Below are 20,260 nucleotides of genomic sequence, written 5' to 3'. Positions count from 1 at the left end.
TATTCTTTCATGGCCAGACGCGGCGGAGCAATGTCAGATCAGCTGAAAGAAGAAATTGCAAAAGAGTTAGGTTTTTACGACACAGTTCAGAAGGAAGGCTGGGGCGGCATCAGGGCGCAGGATGCCGGCAATATGGTGAAACGCGCAATTGAAATGGCCGAGCAAAACATGAAGTCATAAGGCAGACCTTAAGGGTTTGCCTTTTTTTATAAGGCAGTAATTTCCCACCTTAATAATCAAGGAGGCAGGTTTCCCTTTAATACAGGGTAGCTTAAGGTTTTTCCGCTAAAGGTCGCTACTGGCTTGTGAATATGATACAATTTGCTGTAGTTTTTACATTATCGGAAAGTACGTTAACTCTCGTGGAAACCCAAGTTTTCGTAAAGAGTGGGTGATAGATATGGTTTTATTTGAACGGGCGCCGGCTAAAATTAATTTATCACTTGATGTCCTCGGAAAACGCGAGGATGGCTTTCATGAAGTTGAAATGATTATGACAACTGTCGATCTGGCTGATCGTATCGAACTTTATACCCTTGAAAAGGACAGGGTAGAAGTATCCACTGACAGCCAGTATGTCCCCAATGACGAACGGAATATAGCTTATAAGGCGGCTCTTGCTTTTAAAAATAAATATCAGTTGTATCAGGGCGTCCGCATTGATATTCAAAAAAATATCCCCGTGTCGGCCGGGCTTGGTGGCGGAAGCAGTGACGCTGCTGCGGTGCTGCGCGGCCTTAACCGGATATGGTCCGTTGATGCGCCGTTGGATGAACTGGTTGAGCTTGGTGCGGCCCTTGGATCTGATGTCCCTTTCTGTATTCATGGCAACACTGCGATTGGGACGGGGCATGGAGAGAAAATCCGCGTACTGTCCTCACCACCACCTTGTTATGTTGTGCTGGCAAAACCGGACATTGGGATTTCCACCCGGCATATTTTCCCAAAAGTGACCTTGGACACACTTTATCACCCGCAGACAGATGAGGTTATTCATTCTTTGGAAGATAAGGATTTCGGAAAGTTGTGCTATCACATGGGCAATTCATTGGAAAGTGTCACCTTTCCTTTGTATCCAGAAGTAGAGCGTATTAAGGACAAAATGCTCCAGACTGGTGTGGACGGTGCTGTTATGAGCGGAAGCGGCCCTACCGTTGTCGGCCTCACGAGACACTTCAGCAAAGCGAAGCGTGTGTATAACGGTTTACGAGGATTTTGCGATGAAGTTTACATCGTTCAGCTGCTTGACCGACGCTAAACATTTGATTAAATACGTATGTTAGTGATATATTTAGCTAAAATATTCGGATATTGAACACGAGGTGGACTATATGAAACGAAGTGATCGGTTAGTATCATTAACGAATTACTTTTTGGAAAATCCTAAAGAACATACGTCACTGCCGTATTTCAGTGATAAATACGATGCAGCTAAATCATCAATCAGTGAAGACCTGTCGATTGTCGACCGAGTGATGCAGGAAGAAGGAATAGGGCAGTTGCAAACACTCCCCGGAGCATCAGGAGGTGTCAGCTTCGTACCTGGATTCTCAAGGGAAAAAGGTAATCAGTTTATTGATGAACTGTGCCATACATTGGAAGACACCAGCCGCATACTTCCAGGTGGCTATCTATACATGAGCGACATTTTAGGTGACCCGAAGATGGTGAATCAGATTGGCCGTGTGTTAGCCTCGGCCTTTTCCCATCTTGAAATTGATGTGGTCGTCACTGTCGCAACTAAAGGCATTCCACTTGCTTATGCAACAGCTTCAGTCCTGAATGTGCCTGTTGTCATCGTCAGGCGTGATCCTAAAGTAACTGAGGGCTCATCTGTCAGCATCAATTATGTCTCAGGGTCGTCGCGGAAAATCCAGACAATGGTGCTGCCTAAACGAAGCTTGCATGATCATGCCAACGTTTGTATCATTGATGACTTCATGAAAGCGGGCGGTACAATTAATGGGATGATAAGTCTGCTGGGTGAGTTTAATGCAAAGGTACAGGGGATTGGTGTACTGGCGGAAGCAGATGATGAAGAAGACGAGCGTGAGGTGCACAGCTTCACATCCCTGGTAAAAATTACGAACGTTGATATGAAGCAAAAGACCATTGAAGTCCATCATGGCAATTTTGCTTAAACTTTTCCCATCCGCGGCGATTTGTCACCCCCTTTTGAAAAAAGGCAATATTTTCTAAAATTTTTTTACTGGACAGGCAGGAATTCTCATATTTTTGTTGAATTATGGTAATAAGTTCAAAAGGAAAAAGGTGGTGAAACATCATGGAAGTTACTGACGTTAGATTACGCCGCGTGAACACAGAGGGGAGAATGCGAGCAATTGCATCGATTACCATGGATGATGAATTTGTGGTGCACGACATCCGTGTGATCGATGGCAACAATGGGTTGTTTGTGGCTATGCCTTCCAAACGTACCCCTGATGGTGAATTCAGGGATATCGCCCACCCTATCAATTCTAATACTCGCGGTAAGATTCAGGATGCAGTATTAGAAGAATATCATCGTGCCGGAGAAGCAACGGAAAAATACGAGGAAGCCGGAGCATCCTAAATCTATAATAAACAGAAGGACTGATCTGCGGGCAGGTTGGCCCTTCTTTTTTGCTTCCTTTTTCAGTATTTTTTCCTTACCGCCACAAGACCTTCTTTTCTCTAAACACACTCCTCTGAAGTGGTTCCCCAACATGTTATGATAATAACCCGCCAAATTACTGCGAACTGGCCATAAATGTCCTATTTTGTTCAATTAACATTTTAGCGGGAAAAAGCGTCCCAATGAACGTTAGTTTCACCTTATCTGTTGAAAATGACGCTTTTTTAAGATATATTCATAATGGATAAATGGAATGGAGGATTCCCCATGGCAAAACGTTATGCTGTGATTCTTGCTGCAGGGCAGGGGACCCGTATGAAGTCAAAGCTATATAAAGTGCTTCATCCGGTAATGGGCCGTCCGATGGTGCAGCATGTAATCGACCAATTAAATCCTGTGAACCTTGACAAAATGATAACTATCGTCGGCCATGGTGCGGAGAAAGTGGCTGAACATATCGGCAATGAGAGCGAAATGGTTTTACAGGGAGAACAATTAGGGACAGGCCATGCTGTAATACAGGCCGAAGATTTACTTAAAAACAAAGATGGAACAACGATTGTTGTCTGTGGTGATACCCCGCTTATCACCAGTGAAACGTATCGGTCGCTGTTTGATCATCACGAACAGGAAGGTGCCAAAGCAACGGTCTTAACCGCAAAGGCGCCGGACCCTTCAGGTTATGGCAGGGTTGTCCGCAATGATCAGAATGAAGTGGAACGGATCGTTGAACATAAAGACGCAGAAGATGCAGAACGTCAAGTGGACGAAATCAACACGGGAACATACTGTTTTGATAATAAAGCGCTTTTCGAAGCACTGCAGCATGTATCGAATGATAACGTGCAGGGTGAATACTATTTGCCGGATGTCATTGAAATTCTGCAAAGCCGGGACGAAAAAGTAAGTGCATTTCAGACACCTGACTTTGAAGAAACGCTGGGCATCAATGATCGTGTAGCACTTGCCCATGCTGAAAAAATACTGAAAAAGCGTATTAATGAAAAGCATATGCGAAATGGTGCCACGCTGATAGACCCGGACAACACATATATCAGCCCGGATGTTACCATTGAACAGGATGTTTTGATTCATCCAGGCTCTATCATAAAGGGGAGTACCACGATCAAAGCAGATGCTGAAATTGGACCGCATACGGAAATTGATAACTGTTATATTGGACAAGCTAGTATTATCAAACAGAGCGTTGCCAAAGACAGCTATATAGGCGACCGGGTGCAGATCGGCCCTTATTCGCATATACGGCCGGAAGCGTCCATTGGCAATGAGGCAAAGATCGGCAATTTTGTTGAAGTGAAAAAGTCGTCTCTGGGTAATAAAAGTAAAGTCTCTCACTTAAGCTATATCGGCGATGCTGAAGTTGGAAGCAATGTGAATATCGGCTGCGGAACGATTACAGTTAATTATGACGGGAAGAATAAGTATCTGACAACGATTGAAGATGATGCATTTATCGGCTGCAATTCCAATTTGGTTGCACCAGTAACCGTTGGAGAAGGGTCCTATGTTGCGGCGGGTTCTACGATTACGAAGGATGTACCGGAAGATGCATTATCAATTGCCCGGGCAAGACAGGCAAATAAAGAAGGTTATGCATCACGAATCAGAAATCAAAAAAAGGACTAACGGGGGGTTAATTTCATGGCGTCTGGCTATAAGGATTCATTTTTAAAGGTCTTTTCGTTAAATTCAAATCCAAAATTGGCTGGAGATATTGCGGATCATATTGGGACAACATTGGGTAAATGTACGGTTAAATCTTTTAGCGATGGTGAAATTCAGATTAAGATTGAGGAAAGTGTCCGGGGCTATGATGTGTATGTCGTTCAATCAACTTCTTCACCGGTCAACCAGCATATGATGGAACTGTTGATTATGATCGATGCCCTTAAACGTGCCTCAGCAAGATCAATTAATATTGTGATGCCATATTATGGGTATGCCAGACAGGATCGTAAAGCACGTGGAAGAGAACCGATTACTTCCAAACTGGTTGCTGATTTGCTGGAAACAGCCGGTGCTGACCGTGTGATTACACTCGACTTACATGCGCCGCAAATCCAAGGTTTCTTTGATGTACCAATTGATCATTTACAGGGTGTTCCAATTCTGGCCAATTACTTTGAAGAAAAGAACTTTGAAGATATTATCGTTGTTTCACCTGACCATGGCGGTGTGACACGTGCAAGAAAAATGGCTGATTATCTCAAGGCCCCAATCGGTATTATTGATAAACGCCGTCCACGCCCGAACGTTTCAGAGGTGATGAATATTGTCGGTAATATCGAAGGGAAAACAGCCATCATGGTCGATGATATTATTGATACAGCAGGCACCATTACGCTTGCCGCAAACGCATTAGTCGAAAATGGTGCCAAAGAGGTTTACGCTTGCTGTACACATCCTGTTTTATCAGGACCTGCAATTCAGCGTATAAATGATTCTAAAATCAAGGAATTGGTTGTTACGAACTCAATCCCGCTTGCCGAAGACAGGACGAGCGACAAAGTTACAGAGCTATCTGTTGCACCGCTGATTGGTGAGGCAATCACGCGTGTTCATGAACTGAAATCGGTCAGTATCCTGTTTGACTAACTGTGATATAGCCAGTGTATTTTGTGTAAAGCGGCAAATTATGTTTTAATAGAAACGTTATATAAAAGAATTTGCCATATAAAACCTGAACAGACCCAGGTTTTGAAATAATGGAGGGTGATAAGAATGGCAGTAACATTAAAGGCAACAAAACGCGATGACCTAAGGAAATCTGCTACAAAGCAGATAAGACTGGATGGAGATGTCCCATCAGTTGTGTATGGTAAGGATAAAGAACCAAAAGCTATTTCCGTCAATAGTATCGAATTAGTTAAAACAGTACGTGACGAAGGTAGAAACGCTATCATCTCACTGGATGTTGAGAATGACAAACCAGTGGATGTTATGCTTCACGAATATCAGACGGATCCATTGAAGGATGAGCTGATTCATGCTGATTTCTATGCCGTTAACCTGAAAGAGGAAATGGATGTATCAGTACCTCTGACTCTGGACGGGGAAGCTGTTGGTGTGAAAGATGGCGGTGTCCTGCAGCAGCCGTTATATGAATTGCAGGTACGCGCTAAACCGGCAGATATTCCAGAAGCTATTACTGTTGATGTCAGTGAGATGAACATTGGTGATACGTTAACAGTCGAGAATCTTCCAAAAGCAGACCTCTATGAAATAACCGAGGAATTGGATACCACAGTTGCTACTGTTGTTCCACCTGATACTATGGGGGATATCGAAGAAGAAACCGACGAAAATGCAGAACCTGAGTTGGTTGATGCTGAAGATGACTCTGACGGTGAAGAGGAAAAAAACGAATAACACGGTAGGCAAGTAAATGTAAAGTGAAACTTACGCGTAATAAACCCTCCTAGTCAGCAGATATTAGGAGGGTTTTGCTTCATTCACACAGAAAAAGCAATAAATGTGGTAAAATAATGCCATAAAGACTCTGTTCAAAAAGGAGGATAAAAAGGACCGAGGCGGCGCTGTTTCGAGCAGCGGAGAAACAAGCCAACCAGAAACATCGATGTGTCATTTTTACCGGACTTTTTGAACAACCGCATAAAGGAAGTGGCAGGATGAAATGTATCGTGGGTCTGGGCAATCCAGGGAAAAAATATGTTAAAACCCGTCATAATGTTGGGTTTATGGTTATTGACGAGCTGGCTGGACGTAATGGCTGGAAGCTGAAAAAGGATAAATTTAGCGGCAAATCCACTGTGGAAACGTCTGAAGGTGAAAAAATCATACTGCTGCAGCCCCAGACATTTATGAATCTTTCCGGTGAGTCAGTTCGTCCATTAATGAACTTTTACCAGATGAAACCTGAAGATATTCTGGTTATCTTTGATGATCTTGATCTGCCGACGGGGAAAATACGGCTGCGTCAGAAGGGCGGCCATGGCGGTCACAACGGCATCCGTTCGATTATCGATCATCTCGGAACAAAAGAATTCAACCGTTTGCGTATCGGTATCGGCAGACCGGATACCGCGGTGCCCGTTGTGGATTATGTATTAAAGCCATTTTCAAAAGCACAGCAGGAAGATGTTCAATCAAGCATCGAAAAAAGTGCTAATGCCTGTGAAACTTGGATGCAAAAGCCGTTTGCCGAAGTTATGAACGACTTTAACAGTTGATGTATTCCGGTGAGATGACTATTGCATCTTCACGGTTCTTGCCAGCCGCCTTTTTGAGCTATTATATAAGTATAAATGTGCGCTTTTCGGATAAACTTTAGGATACCCTGTGTTTATTCGAGGAGGGATTTTATGGCAATCGTCTATAAATGCAAACATTGCGGCCAGAAGATCGGCAAACTGGATCAGCAAATGGTCGACACATCAATGCTCGGGCTGGATCAGTTATCATCTGAGGATAAACGTGATATGATTAGCTATGAAGCGAATGGTGATATCAAAATTAAGTCCATCTGTGAAAGCTGTGAGGAGTCACTAGGAAGTCTTCCGCAGTATCATGAATTGGACTATTTTATACAATAATATAATATATCAGGTGAAAAAGCTTTGGTTCCCTCGATGACGGAAATCAAGGCATTTTTGCACGTAAACAGGTGGGGAAAAATGAAGGGTATACATGAGTTTTTACGATCGAAAGAAGATGTATCATCCGTCATAAATGGAATATCTGACGGGATGAAGGAACAGCTGGTTGCCGGGCTGTCAGGATCTGCCCGGAGCCTTTTTGTATCCATTATCAATAAAGCATTTCAAAAGCCTGTTCTGCTTGTAACGCACCAGCTTGCACAAGCACAGCAGCTATATGATGATTTGGCAGCATTTACGGGTGAGGAGCACGTTCATTTATATCCTGTCAATGAACTGATCGCCTCGGAAATTGCCGTTGCCAGTCCTGAACTTAAAGCGCAGCGCATTGAGGCATTGACAGAATGGTCGAAAAAGGACTCCGGTATCTTGATTGCGCCGGTCGCAGCGTTAAAACGGATGCTGCCGCCAACCGATTACTGGGCCCGGTATCAGCTTGACTTTCAAATCGATAAGCAAATTGACCTGGATGCATACCTCTCATCGCTCGTTGACATGGGGTATGAACGGGTATCAATGGTGACCACACCGGGTGAATTCAGCCGGCGCGGTGGTATTATTGATATTTATCCCGTTACCGAGACACATCCGGTACGTATTGAGCTGTTTGATGATGAAATTGACTCGATTCGTTTTTTTGATGCTGAAAGCCAGCGATCCTTGGATAAGAAGACTGCTGTGGCAGTCGGTCCGGCAACGGAAATGCTGCTGACAGAAGAAGATAGACTGACAGCCGCCCAACGTCTCGAAGCAGCATTAGCTGAGTCCCTTAAGAAGGTGAACTCTCAGGAGGCAAAGGAGAAACTAGCTGAAACGATTGAACATGATATCGAACGTTTGAAGAACCTCGAACACTTTCAGGAAATGTACAAATATATCGGCTTCCTCTATAGTCATCCAGCTAGTTTGCTAGATTATTTGCCGTCTGATGGCTTGGTGGTTCTCGATGAAATGAGCAGAATCCAGGAAACAGCAACCAATCTTGATGCGGAAGAGGCTGAATGGTATAGCAGCTTGCTGGAAGCCAATAAAATGGTCCGAAACAGTCACTTCTCATATGACTGGAATTCGGTGTGGGACAGTATTACGCATCAGCGCATATATATGTCTGTATTCCTGCGTCATATTCCGAATACACAGCCGCAAAATATTGTTAATTTATCGACAAGGGCGATGCAGGAATTTCATGGGCAGATGCACCTATTGAAAAATGAACTGAAGCGTTGGGAGAAAGGCGATTTTTCTGTAGTGATCCTGGCCCCGAATGAGGAGCGAGCTGAAAAGATTCAGTCCATTTTCATGGATTATTCGATTGAAGCGGATGTGGCAAGCCAGCTTGAGCTGCCAGTACAGAGACCAACGATATCGGTTGGTGAGATTAGCAACGGCATTGAATTTCCAATGCACAAACTTGTGCTGATTACGGAAAATGAACTTTTCCGGAAGAAAACAAAACGTCCGCGAAAAAGACAGAAAATTACCAATGCTGAGCGCATCAAAAACTATCAAGAATTAAAAGTGGGCGACTATGTCGTTCATGCGCATCATGGAATCGGGAAATATCTGGGGATCGAAACACTGGAAATGAACGGTTTGCATAAAGACTTTATGCTGGTCAAATATTCCGGTGATGATAAGTTGTATGTGCCGATTGATCAAATCGATCTTGTCCAGAAGTATGTCGCCTCAGAAGGCAAAGAACCGAAGCTGTATAAACTGGGCGGAAGTGAATGGGCTAAAGTCAAACGAAAAGTTCAGTCCAATGTGGAAGATATAGCAGATGACCTCATTAAACTTTATGCAGAACGGGAATCCCGAAAAGGGTATGCATTCAGCGAAGAAACGGAATTGCAGAATGAGTTTGAGGCTTCCTTTCCATATGAGGGAACGGAAGATCAGCTGCGTTGTATTGCTGAAATCAAAGCAGATATGGAAAAAGAAAGGCCCATGGATCGCCTGCTCTGCGGTGATGTCGGTTACGGCAAAACTGAGGTGGCAATCCGTGCCGCGTTTAAGGCAGTGGCAGATGGAAAGCAAGTGGCGATCCTTGTACCGACAACCATTCTGGCCCAGCAGCATTTTGAAACCATTCAGGAACGATTCCAGAACCAGGCAGTTGAGATTGGTATGCTGAGCAGATTCCGCACACGAAAACAGCAGAATGAAACAATTGAAGGTCTCCGGACAGGAAAGATCGACATTGTGATCGGGACGCACCGTTTATTATCAAAGGATGTAATCTATCGTGACCTGGGTCTGTTAGTCGTGGATGAAGAACAGCGATTTGGTGTCAAGCATAAGGAAAAAATCAAACGCCTGAAATCAAATGTCGATGTGCTGACATTGACCGCCACACCAATTCCAAGAACACTGCACATGTCGATGCTTGGGGTCAGGGATTTGTCGGTTATTGAAACACCGCCAGAAAATCGCTTTCCGATTCAGACATATGTTATGGAGTATAACCCTGTCTTTGTGCGGGAAGCTATTGAGCGTGAAATGGCACGCGGCGGACAGGTATATTTCCTCAATAACCGGGTGGAGAACATTGATAAAGTGGCAAGAGATCTCGGAATGCTTGTTGGAGATGCTCGGATAGCCGTCGCTCACGGCCAGATGAATGAAGCCGAACTGGAAAATGTCATTTTTGCTTTTCTCGAAGGTGAATACGATGTTCTTGTCAGCACAACCATTATCGAAACCGGTGTTGATATCCCGAATGTCAACACGCTGATTGTTAATCAGGCAGACCGGATGGGGCTCAGTCAGCTCTATCAGCTCAGAGGAAGGGTCGGCCGTTCTAATCGGGTGGCCTATGCCTATTTCACCTATAATAAAGATAAAGTGCTTAGTGAAGTCTCCGAAAAACGGCTGGAAGCAATTAAAGAATTCACGGAACTTGGCTCCGGTTTTAAGATTGCCATGCGCGACTTGTCAATCCGGGGCGCAGGTAATTTGCTCGGTTCGCAGCAGCATGGATTTATTGATTCTGTCGGGTTTGATATGTATTCGCAAATGCTTAAAGATGCTATTGAGGCACGCCAATCAGGAAAAGAACTCGATGAAATCGAAACGCTGGAACCGGAATTATCGCTTACACTTGATGCCTATATACCGGATTCGTATATTGACGATGAAAAGCAAAAGATTGATATGTACAAACAATTTCAATCAATCACAACGTCTGAAGGCATATCGGATCTCCGCGATGAATTGATTGACCGTTTTGGGGATTATCCAGAAGAAGTAGCGAACTTATTTGTTGTATCGTCATTGAAAAGGCAAGCAAAAGAACAGCGGATTGAATCGATCAGTGAGAAGCCGAAGAAAATTGAAGTGGTTGTCACTCAAAACCGCAGCCAGCAAATAGACGGTTCAAAATTATTTAGCTTGGCCAATCAGTTTGGGCGGGAAATTCAGCTTGGAACGGAGGGCCAAAAGTTAAAAATTATGTATAAATGGAACAATGATACACAGCATCATCGCTATGAAATACTCGAAAAATTTATCAGCCAGCTATCGGATGTTGACAGGGTTGAGTGAGGCTGAGTCTGGATTCTGTAGAAAGCGATGTTCAGGTCAACTGCGGTTCCAGCAACATAAAAGGCAGTGATTAAACAAGCCATTTTAATAAAAAGCACTACCCGGCACTTATAAACGATGTATAGTTCTTTTAAGATGTTTCATACTAAACTCACAACTGGTGTTTTTTTCTCTTGGAGGTAACGTTTGAAAATGCGTGCACCAGGAACAATCATCGTAGAAAGTGAGGGCTTCCTAACATGAAGGCAACAGGAATTGTACGTCGCATTGATGATTTAGGAAGGGTAGTCATCCCAAAAGAAATCAGAAGAACGTTGCGTATTCGGGAAGGTGATCCATTAGAAATATTTGTTGACCGGGAAGGTGAAGTTATTTTAAAGAAATACTCTCCTATAAGCGAGTTGAGCTCTTTTGCGAGCGAGTATGCAGAAGCACTGTTTGACTCGCTTAACTACCCGGTTCTGATTTGCGATCGTGATGAAGTTATTGCGGTGGCTGGCGAGTCTAAAAAAGATTACTTAAACAAGAGTATTGGTTCACAGCCAGAAAAGACGATGGAGGAGCGAACCATGGCTTATGAAACGGAGCCATCTGCTACTGAGCTTATTAAAGGTCAGGAGGAAGACCTTGATTCATATTGCATCAGTCCGATTATTGCCAGCGGCGATCCAATCGGCTGTGTGATGTTATTTTCAAAAGATGGGAATAAACTGAGTGAGGTCGAACAAAAATCAGTACAGACAGCCTCAAGTTTTCTGGCAAGGCAAATGGAATAGCCGACTCCAACTGACTGCGTTTTCTTAAGTAACATACTCATCCATTAGGAAAAAAGTGCCGTTATTTTTAAAATAAGGCGCTTTTTTTCATTTGCGCAGGTGATTGTATAGCATGCCTCTTTTCTTATGCTATAATGAGGACAAATGAGTTAGCGGGAAAGGCGTTTATGATGGGTGAAAATCAGCAGAACAAATTGATGAAAGGTGCTTTATTGCTGACATTGGCAGGCTTTCTCAGTAAACTGCTGAGTGCCGGTTACCGGATTCCGCTGCAGAATCTGACCGGGGATATGGGTTTCTATATTTATCAGCAGGTCTATCCGTTTCTGGGTATTGCTTTGATCGCAGCTTTATATGGCTTTCCTTCTGCGATATCAAAAATGATCGCCGATTTTAAAGCGCAAGGGAAAGGGGTCTCACTTCGATATTTTTATCTGCCGGTGCTCCTCGTTATGCTGCTCATGATGGGAAGTGTTTTTCTGTTTCTGTTTTTCAACGCAGAGGAAATGGCTGTATGGGCAGGCGATAACAGACTAAGGAAGACATATGAACTGGCGGCCTTTATCTTTTTGCTGATCCCTTTTTCCGCTCTCCTGCGAGGTGTGTTTCAGGGAAGGCGTTTCATGAAGCCGACAGCCTATTCCCAAATCGGTGAACAACTGACACGGGTCTTTTTGATTATTGCTGCTGCCATATGGATTTACAGCCATCCGGAGTATTTATACAATATTGGACAGGCAGCTGCTGTTGCCTCCATCATGGGCACTCTGACGGCAATTATGATTCTTCTTATTTTCTTTTTCCGCTGCAGGCCATCAGAAAAACAGCAATTGATAATACCCTGGCAATATTATGTGAAAACATTGCTCGTCCTGGGTATTGCTGCGGCATTAAACCATATGGTTCTCATTATTATTCAATTTGCTGATACGTTTACACTAATTCCAAGCTTGCAGGAATTTGGCCTGTCACAACGCGAAGCAATGAAAGCAAAAGGTATCTTTGACCGCGGGCAGCCACTTATTCAGCTCGGAACGGTTCTGGGATCATCGTTTGCTTTAGCGTTAGTGCCGGCCGTATCGGGAGAAAGTCTTAAAAGCGGGAAGAAAGCAATCGGTAATTCTGTCCGGAGTGCGCTGCTTGTCAGTTCGTACTTGGCGGCGGGCGCAACAGCGGGCTTGGTGATCATTTTCCCGGAAGCAAACGTCCTATTGTTTCAGAATGATGCCGGATCGGGGAGCCTGCGAATACTGGTTATCGCCATTTTGCTCAGTTCTGTCGGCATAACAGCAGCTTCCATCCTGCAGGGAATGGGTTTTATGAAACGGACAGCAGGCTTTGTTGTCATTGCGTTTTTCTTGAAATGGACCGGTAATCAGGTGCTGGTGCCGCTGTTTGGGATAACCGGGAGTGCGCTTGCCACTGTGCTTGGTTTAGCCGCTTTTGCCGCCATGATGATCATGGCATTAAAACGGAAGTTGCCTGAACTGAAACTGGCAAACCACTTGAATTGGACCGCACTTGTGATAGCTTTGGCCGGAATGGCTGTTTTTTTAGCTGGGATGGATTATCTGTTTGAACCGATTACGTCGAGAGCAGGACTGTTATTCTATGTGATGTTCATTTCAATTGCAGGAGCGATCGTTTATCTGATTTTGCTGCTTAGGCTTAGGGCTTTTACAGAAAAAGAGCTGTCCATGTTTCCGTTTGCTGCCGTGTTGATTCGAATACATAAAGAGAGGGATCGTTAATGCATCATAAAATCGAAATAATCGGGCTTGGTGCCGGTGACCTGGATCAATTAACACTTGGCATTTATAAAAAACTAACCAATCGCGATACGCCGCTATATCTCCGTACGGTCGATCATCCGGCGGTAAGGCAGTTAAAGAAGGAGGACATTACTTTCACAGCCTTTGATCACATATACGAAGCAACAGACCAATTTGGGGATGTATATGAACAGATCGCTGGTATACTGCTGGGAAAAGCACAGAACAGTTCCGTTGTTTATGCGGTACCAGGCCATCCGATGCTTGCCGAAAAAACGGTACAGCTATTGTTGGAACAAGATGATGTGCCGGTTGAAATCACAGGCGGTCACAGCTACTTGGATGCTTTGTTCACGTCTCTTAAAATTGATCCGATTGACGGCTTTCAATTCGTTGATGGAACAGCGTTTGACCGCAGCCAATTGAATTATTATCAACATATTGTTTTCAGTCAGGTGTATGACCAGTTTATCGCATCAAATGTTAAGCTTGAACTGCTTGAAGATCTGCCGCCGAATTATCTTGTGAAGATTGTTAGAGCAGCTGGCACCACTCAGGAAAAAATAACTGCTCTTGAATTGGAAGAACTGGATCATGCCTTTTCCGAGGTTGATAATCTAATTTCCGTTTATGTTCCGCCCGTACCGGAGGAGATGCTGCGCCATACATTTACGCGCCTGCGTGAAGTCATTGCCGCGTTAAGAGCACCTGATGGCTGCCCGTGGGATCGTGCGCAGACCCATGAAACACTTCGTGAATATGCCATTGAAGAGGTCTATGAATTAATTGAAGCGATTGATGAACAGGATGACGACGGTATTGTGGAAGAGCTGGGGGACATGCTGCTGCAGGTAATGCTCCACAGTCAGATTGGTAAAGACGATGGCTACTTTACCATTGATGATGTCATTCGTTCGATCACAGATAAAATGATTTACCGCCATCCGCATGTGTTTAAAGACCAATCGGCTGATACAGTTGATGCTGTTGACAAAACGTGGGATGCGCTGAAACAGGAGGAAAAAGGTGATCAGCGGAAATCAGTTCTGGACGGCATACCAGCGGGGGTTCCGGGGCTGACAAAGGCATTTAAACTACAGAAAAAAGCAGCCAAAGTCGGGTTTCGCTGGGATGACATTCAGGATCTATGGAAGAAGCTACAGGAAGAACTGGACGAGACCCAGGAGGCAATCGATAGACAAGATCAGACGGAACTCGAAAGCGAACTTGGCGATGTATTGTTTGTATTGGCCAACATATCGCGGTATTATAAAATAAACCCGGAAATAGCACTGAATCAGACGAACCGGAAGTTCATTTCGCGTTTTTCCCACATTGAAAGACAATTGGAGATTCAAGGGAAAGACATTAAGGGAACCCCTCTGGAAGAAATGGATCATTACTGGAATCAGGCAAAAAGAAAAGAGTGATAGTATTGCGGCTTGATAAATTTTTAAAAGTGTCAAGACTGATTAAACGCCGGACACTGGCAAAGGAAGTCGCTGGGCAGGGACGCATTAAGGTTAATGGAAATCCTGCAAAGGCATCAACAGTCCTATCGACAGGTGACGAATTGGTCATAAAGTTCGGCCAGAAAACGGTGACACTTGAAGTGACATCATTAAAAGAAGCGGCAAAAAAAGATGAAGCGGAAAGCTTGTATAAAGTAATCAGTGAAGAGAAAGTGAATTAGAATAGTTCTAGACTTGTCCTCTTTATCATACAGTGATAGTGATAAGGAGGGCGAAGTGTATGAATTATTATGAACAGCAATCCGTTAATCGGACAGAACAGGAGCATACTGTAACAGTTAAAAACCGAAAAAACTTGGAGATAACCGGTGTAAAAGAAGTCGATAGTTTTGACAACGAAGAGTTTTTGCTGGAAACGGTTATGGGCTATTTAATTATCCGCGGCCAAGACCTGCAATTGAAAAACCTCGATGTGAGTGATGGTCTTGTCACCATCAAGGGCAAGGTTTACGAGCTTTCCTATGTTGATGAACATCATCAGGAGAAAGCTAAAGGATTCTTTAGCAAGCTATTCAAATGACATTGGATGTGCAGTTTATAACAATGCTTTCCATGATCGCCGGAGGATTCTACCTGGGCGTTGCGTTGGACTCGTTCCGGCGTCTTTCCGACAGCTGGAGGCGGCGAGTATTTCTGAAATACTTCATGGAAATCAGTTTTTGGCTGACGCAGACTTTGCTGTTATATTATGTTTTATTCCAAGTGAATAGCGGTGAATTGCGTTTCTATGTGTTTATTGCTGTTCTTTTAGGTTTTTCCATATATCAGGTAGCAGCCGCCAAAACATACAAGAAGCTGCTGGAACATCTGATCAGAATCATCCTCCAGGTTTATCAATTCTTGGAAAAGATGGTCAGAATACTAGTCATGGCACCACTTAAATTCATTGTTCAATTGGGCATAACAATTGTTGTATTTATAGTAAAGATACTGCTCTTTGTGGTTCGATACATCTTAATAATTGTATTGACCCCAATCTTGTGGCTGGCTCGAAGAATTTTTAAAATGCTTCCTCAAACAATTCAAAAAAAGTTACACAAAATAGCAGGGTTTTATAGTACAATAGAGAATACATTTAAGAAATGGATAAACAAGCTCATCTCTAAGAGGAGGTAGATGCCTTTGCCTTTAAAGGAAAAGAACGTGACACGGCTAGATTCGAATTATATACAGCAGTATGATGCCTACATAGAAAGACAGAAGCGGAAGAAACAGCGTCTGAGGCGCCGTCTGGTTTTATTTTCAATCGTGGTGTTAATCGTTTTCGGCAGTCTGGCCACCTATCATTTCAATCAGCGTGCGCTTCATGCAGAAAAAACAGAGCAGTATGAACAACTACAGAGCGAGATGGCCGCACTTGAAAAAGAGGAACAGAATCTAGAGGAAGAAATTAATCTGCTGAACGATGAGGAATACGTATTAGACATCGCACGCACCAACTACTTTTTCTCAAAAGAAGGCGAGTTAATTTTTAACATTCCAGATGAAAATCCCTCTTATTGACACGCTTTTACAATACTGGCTATAATATATAAGAAGTATACTTTTCAACAATCTAAGGAGGAGCACTTTCTGTATGTCAATCGAAGTAGGCAGCAAGCTGCAGGGAAAGGTAACCGGTATCACTAATTTCGGGGCCTTTGTAGAAATTGATGAAGGAAAAACGGGCCTTGTCCATATTAGTGAGGTTGCCGACAACTATGTAAAAGACATTAATGATCACCTGAGCGTTGGTGATGAGGTAACGGTCAAGGTGCTTAATGTCCAGGATGATGGGAAGATTGGCCTTTCCATCAAAAAAGCAAAAGATAGACCGCCACGTCAGCGGAGTCGTCAACGGACGGAATCTTTTGAATCAAAAATGAACAAATTCCTTAAAGATTCGGAAGACCGTTTAGCCTCTTTGAAAAAGCACACGGAATCCAAACGCGGAGGTCGAGGTGCTAAAAGAGGATAGCTGTTTGCTGTCTATGAAAAATTGATAATAAATTTCCCCATAAATAAAAAGCAGGTGCCGCGTACACGATCGCGGCACCTGCTTTTTTAAGACTTTTTCATTTTTATAAAAACACACAGTTGAGATAAACTGCGACAAAGTGACAGGGTGATTTCCGCTTCGGGCAGTTGCTTTCCGCGGGCAACGCTTCAGCTTCCTCGGAAGCAAAAAACGCTTCCTGCGGGATCTTCAGCTGCCCGCCTTCCCGCAGGGGTTAACTGCCCTCCGCTCCAATCAACCATCATAATATCATCAATAGTGATTGGAAGTCGAATATCTCCAAACCAGCGAAGGAAATACACGGAGACTCCTGCGGGAGAAAAGGCATAGGTGAGACCCCGCAGAACGGAGTTCGAGGAGGCTCACCAGCCGCCCGAGGAAAGCGCAGTGTATTTCCGAAGCGATGTTATTGCACACAAAATTTTCACTACGTCGCAGTTTATGGACTTTGTTTCAAAAACGACAATCTTCAAGAAAACCGACAGATATAAAAAAGAAATCGGTGCTATTACCGATTTCTTTTGCTTCTTAGTGGCGGCGGAGGGGATCGAACCCCCGACCTTACGGGTATGAACCGTACGCTCTCGCCAGCTGAGCTACACCGCCAAATTCAGTCACAAAAAATATAATACAACAGCAATACCTATGTGTCAACAGAAATTTTATCATCGAAACTGGCAACATATACGGAAATTAGCCAGCATATCGATTTTCATAACATCTATTTTCGGCTTCCAATCAGTACTGGTACGGGATAATGACAAAAAGATGACATCACTAAACAGAATACGGAACCTGATGTAGAAAATAGCTTGTCCGCTTAGAAACCAGTCGAACGATTTTTTGAATTCGCCCTGTTGTTTTGACAAAAAAAGAATGCATTATGTGATTTAATGAGTGGCAAGAGGGAGTGGTATTGTATGATAAATTCAATTTCACGCGCGGAAACCAAAACGATTGGTGTCAATCAGGGGGTGCTGGAAAAACTGCGCATCAAATTTTCCGCACAATTGAAAACGCTACTGCTGGAAAAAGGGTGGTTATTTTTTCTTGTCGGCTTTTTGCTTGGACGAGCTATCATTTTATCAGTGGTTTCTCCATTTGCTGTTGCTTTTTTAGCTGGTATCTGGCTTATACATAGGGAGAAGGCTCCGAAAGTGATGCTCGCTGTTTTGGCCGGAGCATTCAGTTATTCAGTCACACATGGTGTATTTATTATGCTGGCGATGATTCTATTTATTTTTATGGCCGGCATTTTTAAGAACGTGAGCAGACAGCAGGTCTTGATACCTGTTTTTGTTTTCTTTGCAACAGTAGCCCCGCGGCTGTCCATTTATTCATTTTGGGGACAGCTGTCATCTTATGAATGGATGCTGTTGTTAGTAGAAGGTGTTCTGGGAACCGTCCTGGTATTAATCTTTATGCAGAGTATTCCATTATTATCACCACAACGTTTTAAACCCGCATTAAAAAATGAGGAAATTGTTTGTCTAATTATACTTCTGGCATCGATTCTCACAGGTACGATCGGCTGGGAAATCTATAATGCCTCCATTGAACAAATTTTCTCCAGGTATTTTGTACTGCTGCTTTCATTTGTCGGGGGCGCGGCTATCGGCTCTACCGTTGGCGTTGTGGCAGGGCTTATATTATCGCTCGCCAATGTTGCCAATCTTTATCAGATGAGTCTTCTGGCTTTTTCCGGACTGCTTGGCGGTCTTCTCAAAGAAGGCAGTAAGGTTGGTGTCAGTATCGGGTTATTGGTCGGAACGTTTCTGATTGCGATTTATGCTGATGTAGCGGGAGTTATACCGTCGCTTACAGAAACGTCAATTGCCATTGCATTGTTTCTGATCACCCCATCAGGGTGGATAAAAAAATTGTCCCGCTATATACCGGGGACTGAGGAACACTCCAATGAGCAGGAGCAATACCTGCAAAAAGTCCGCAATGTCACAGCCAAACGTGTTGAGCAATTTTCTGATGTTTTTGAAGCACTGTCAAAAAGTTTTTCAGCAGCTGAGGAAACGAACGAAGATAGCGTTAGTGCCAGGCGGGATACGGACTACTTTCTGAGCCAGGTAACCGAAAAAACCTGCCAGACCTGTTTTATGAAAGAACGATGCTGGGAGCAGCAATTTGATAAAACGTATTCATTAATGGAGAACTTAAAGCATGATTTGGCAGATGGAAAAGAACCAAATCACAAGTCGGTTCGTGACTTTGAAAATCATTGTGTCAAAAACAAAAAAGTAATGGATACGATGAAAGATGAAATTTCATTTTTCGAAGCAAATAAAAAATTGAAAAAACAAGTGATGGAAAGCAAACGCTTTGTTGCGGATCAACTGCAGGGTGTGTCAGAAGTCATGGATGATTTTGCAAATGAGATTCTTAAGGAACGGGAGCATCACGAAAAACAGGAAATGCAAATTATTGAGACGCTGACAAACATGGGAATTGCGCTGGAAAAGCTTGATATTTACCGGCTGGAAAAAGGTAATGTCGATTTGGAAATGACACTGTCCTTTTATGATTATCATGGAGAAGGATCGAAACTGATTGCGCCGGTTTTATCTGATATTCTCAATGAAATGATTATCGTGAAAAAGGAAGACGTATCACCATTTCCGAATGGTTACTGCCAGCTGGTATTCGGTTCGGCAAAAGAATACGTTGTCGACACAGGAATCGCCAACGCTGCCAAAGGAGGCGGGCTCGTTTCAGGGGACAGTTTCCGGACGATTGAACTTGGGGAAGGCAAATATGCCATGGCCATCAGTGATGGTATGGGTAACGGCACCCGCGCGAATGAAGAAAGTGAAGAAACATTGCGCTTGCTGCAGCAGATTCTGCAGACGGGAATACCGGAAAGTGTTGCCATCAAGTCAATCAACTCCATCCTGTCGTTAAGAACAACTGATGAAATGTACGCGACGCTGGATCTTGCGGTCATTAATTTGCATAATGCGTCAGTTAAATTTCTGAAAATTGGATCCACCCCTAGTCTGATTAAACGTGGAGATGAAATCATTAAGGTTGAGGCGAGCAATCTGCCGATGGGGATTATTCAGGAATTTGATGTCGATATTGTCGGTGACCAATTGAGGTCAGGTGATATTTTAATCATGATGAGCGATGGTATCCTGGACGGGCCTAAGCACATTGAAAATATTGATATGTGGCTGAAACGGAAAATCCGGAATATGCAAACAGATGACCCGCAGGAAATGGCCGATTTAATATTGGAAGAAGTTGTACGGACAAGAGGCGGGGCGATTGAAGATGACATGACTGTGGTGGTTGCCAAGGTAACGAAAAATTCACCGCAGTGGACGTCAATTCCTGTTTATACAGATCAGGCACAGTAAATGGCCCCCACCGCCT

19 protein-coding genes and 1 tRNA gene are annotated in these 20,260 nt (G+C 43.6%); 19 read left to right on the top strand and 1 reads right to left on the bottom strand.

The annotated features are described in order from the left end of the window. Positions 1-9 precede the first annotated feature (9 nt). The 18 genes from ON01_RS11650 (at position 10) to ON01_RS11565 (ending at position 16,834) form a co-directional block, all read left to right on the top strand. Positions 10-180, top strand: a complete 171-nt coding sequence (locus ON01_RS11650) for a small, acid-soluble spore protein, alpha/beta type (RefSeq protein WP_010531223.1) — start codon at positions 10-12, stop codon at positions 178-180. 220 nt (positions 181-400) lie between these two features. After that, positions 401-1,258 (top strand): 4-(cytidine 5'-diphospho)-2-C-methyl-D-erythritol kinase, encoded by an 858-nt coding sequence (gene ispE, locus ON01_RS11645; protein ID WP_010531222.1) that lies wholly within the window; start codon positions 401-403, stop codon positions 1,256-1,258. A gap of 73 nt (positions 1,259-1,331) precedes the next feature. Further along, a complete protein-coding gene (gene purR, locus ON01_RS11640; RefSeq protein WP_010531221.1) occupies positions 1,332-2,141 on the top strand; it encodes a pur operon repressor in 810 nt (269 codons plus the stop codon). A gap of 143 nt (positions 2,142-2,284) precedes the next feature. Beyond that, positions 2,285-2,575, top strand: coding sequence for a septation regulator SpoVG (spoVG, locus tag ON01_RS11635; RefSeq protein ID WP_010531220.1), 291 nt, complete (start codon positions 2,285-2,287; stop codon positions 2,573-2,575). 309 nt (positions 2,576-2,884) lie between these two features. Further along, the gene (gene glmU, locus ON01_RS11630; RefSeq protein WP_010531219.1) at positions 2,885-4,264 is read left to right on the top strand and encodes a bifunctional UDP-N-acetylglucosamine diphosphorylase/glucosamine-1-phosphate N-acetyltransferase GlmU; all 1,380 of its coding nucleotides are present in this window, start codon (positions 2,885-2,887) and stop codon (positions 4,262-4,264) included. Between the two features lie 15 nt (positions 4,265-4,279). After that, the gene (locus ON01_RS11625) at positions 4,280-5,233 is read left to right on the top strand and encodes a ribose-phosphate diphosphokinase (protein ID WP_010531218.1); all 954 of its coding nucleotides are present in this window, start codon (positions 4,280-4,282) and stop codon (positions 5,231-5,233) included. 126 nt (positions 5,234-5,359) lie between these two features. Then, a complete protein-coding gene (locus tag ON01_RS11620) occupies positions 5,360-6,007 on the top strand; it encodes a 50S ribosomal protein L25/general stress protein Ctc (RefSeq protein ID WP_010531217.1) in 648 nt (215 codons plus the stop codon). 260 nt (positions 6,008-6,267) lie between these two features. Further along, entirely contained in the window at positions 6,268-6,828 is a 561-nt protein-coding gene (pth, locus tag ON01_RS11615; RefSeq protein WP_010531216.1) for an aminoacyl-tRNA hydrolase, read from the top strand. Positions 6,829-6,960: 132 nt separating this feature from the next. Further along, positions 6,961-7,191: an anti-sigma-F factor Fin gene (gene fin / locus ON01_RS11610; RefSeq protein WP_010531215.1), complete on the top strand. Its 231-nt coding sequence runs from the start codon at positions 6,961-6,963 to the stop codon at positions 7,189-7,191. Positions 7,192-7,272: 81 nt separating this feature from the next. Continuing rightward, positions 7,273-10,797: a transcription-repair coupling factor gene (gene mfd / locus ON01_RS11605; RefSeq protein WP_010531214.1), complete on the top strand. Its 3,525-nt coding sequence runs from the start codon at positions 7,273-7,275 to the stop codon at positions 10,795-10,797. 239 nt (positions 10,798-11,036) lie between these two features. Beyond that, positions 11,037-11,573 (top strand): stage V sporulation protein T, encoded by a 537-nt coding sequence (gene spoVT, locus ON01_RS11600; protein ID WP_010531213.1) that lies wholly within the window; start codon positions 11,037-11,039, stop codon positions 11,571-11,573. 167 nt (positions 11,574-11,740) lie between these two features. Beyond that, positions 11,741-13,324 carry a putative polysaccharide biosynthesis protein gene (locus ON01_RS11595; protein ID WP_010531212.1) on the top strand — a complete coding sequence of 528 codons (1,584 nt, stop codon included), beginning with the start codon at positions 11,741-11,743 and terminating at the stop codon, positions 13,322-13,324. After that, a complete protein-coding gene (yabN, locus tag ON01_RS11590) occupies positions 13,324-14,775 on the top strand; it encodes a bifunctional methyltransferase/pyrophosphohydrolase YabN (RefSeq protein ID WP_010531211.1) in 1,452 nt (483 codons plus the stop codon). Before ON01_RS11595 ends, yabN begins: the two co-directional genes overlap by 1 nt. A 5-nt stretch (positions 14,776-14,780) precedes the next feature. Then, a complete protein-coding gene (locus tag ON01_RS11585; protein WP_010531210.1) occupies positions 14,781-15,038 on the top strand; it encodes an RNA-binding S4 domain-containing protein in 258 nt (85 codons plus the stop codon). Positions 15,039-15,097: 59 nt separating this feature from the next. Then, positions 15,098-15,397 carry a sporulation protein YabP gene (yabP, locus tag ON01_RS11580; RefSeq protein WP_010531209.1) on the top strand — a complete coding sequence of 100 codons (300 nt, stop codon included), beginning with the start codon at positions 15,098-15,100 and terminating at the stop codon, positions 15,395-15,397. After that, on the top strand, positions 15,394-15,993 hold the full coding sequence (gene yabQ, locus ON01_RS11575; protein WP_010531208.1) for a spore cortex biosynthesis protein YabQ: 600 nt from the start codon (positions 15,394-15,396) through the stop codon (positions 15,991-15,993). The genes yabP and yabQ overlap by 4 nt, the downstream gene beginning before the upstream one ends. A gap of 6 nt (positions 15,994-15,999) precedes the next feature. Then, the gene (locus tag ON01_RS11570; RefSeq protein WP_010531207.1) at positions 16,000-16,380 is read left to right on the top strand and encodes an FtsB family cell division protein; all 381 of its coding nucleotides are present in this window, start codon (positions 16,000-16,002) and stop codon (positions 16,378-16,380) included. Positions 16,381-16,453: 73 nt separating this feature from the next. Next, complete coding sequence (locus ON01_RS11565; RefSeq protein WP_010531206.1) at positions 16,454-16,834, top strand: S1 domain-containing RNA-binding protein; 381 nt, start codon at positions 16,454-16,456, stop codon at positions 16,832-16,834. Between the two features lie 571 nt (positions 16,835-17,405). On the opposite strand, the gene ON01_RS11560 is transcribed toward ON01_RS11565, so the two are convergent. Continuing rightward, positions 17,406-17,479, bottom strand: a tRNA-Met gene (locus ON01_RS11560). 314 nt (positions 17,480-17,793) lie between these two features. Between ON01_RS11560 and spoIIE the strand changes: the two genes are divergently transcribed. Continuing rightward, positions 17,794-20,244 carry a stage II sporulation protein E gene (spoIIE, locus tag ON01_RS11550; protein WP_010531205.1) on the top strand — a complete coding sequence of 817 codons (2,451 nt, stop codon included), beginning with the start codon at positions 17,794-17,796 and terminating at the stop codon, positions 20,242-20,244. The last annotated feature ends 16 nt before the right edge of the window (positions 20,245-20,260 follow it).

Source organism: Lentibacillus jeotgali, from assembly GCF_000224785.1.
In the GTDB taxonomy this organism is placed as follows: domain Bacteria; phylum Bacillota; class Bacilli; order Bacillales; family Amphibacillaceae; genus Lentibacillus; species Lentibacillus jeotgali.
The sequence above is the reverse complement of the archived record's forward strand: the minus strand, read 5'-3'. Positions and strand labels throughout refer to the sequence as shown.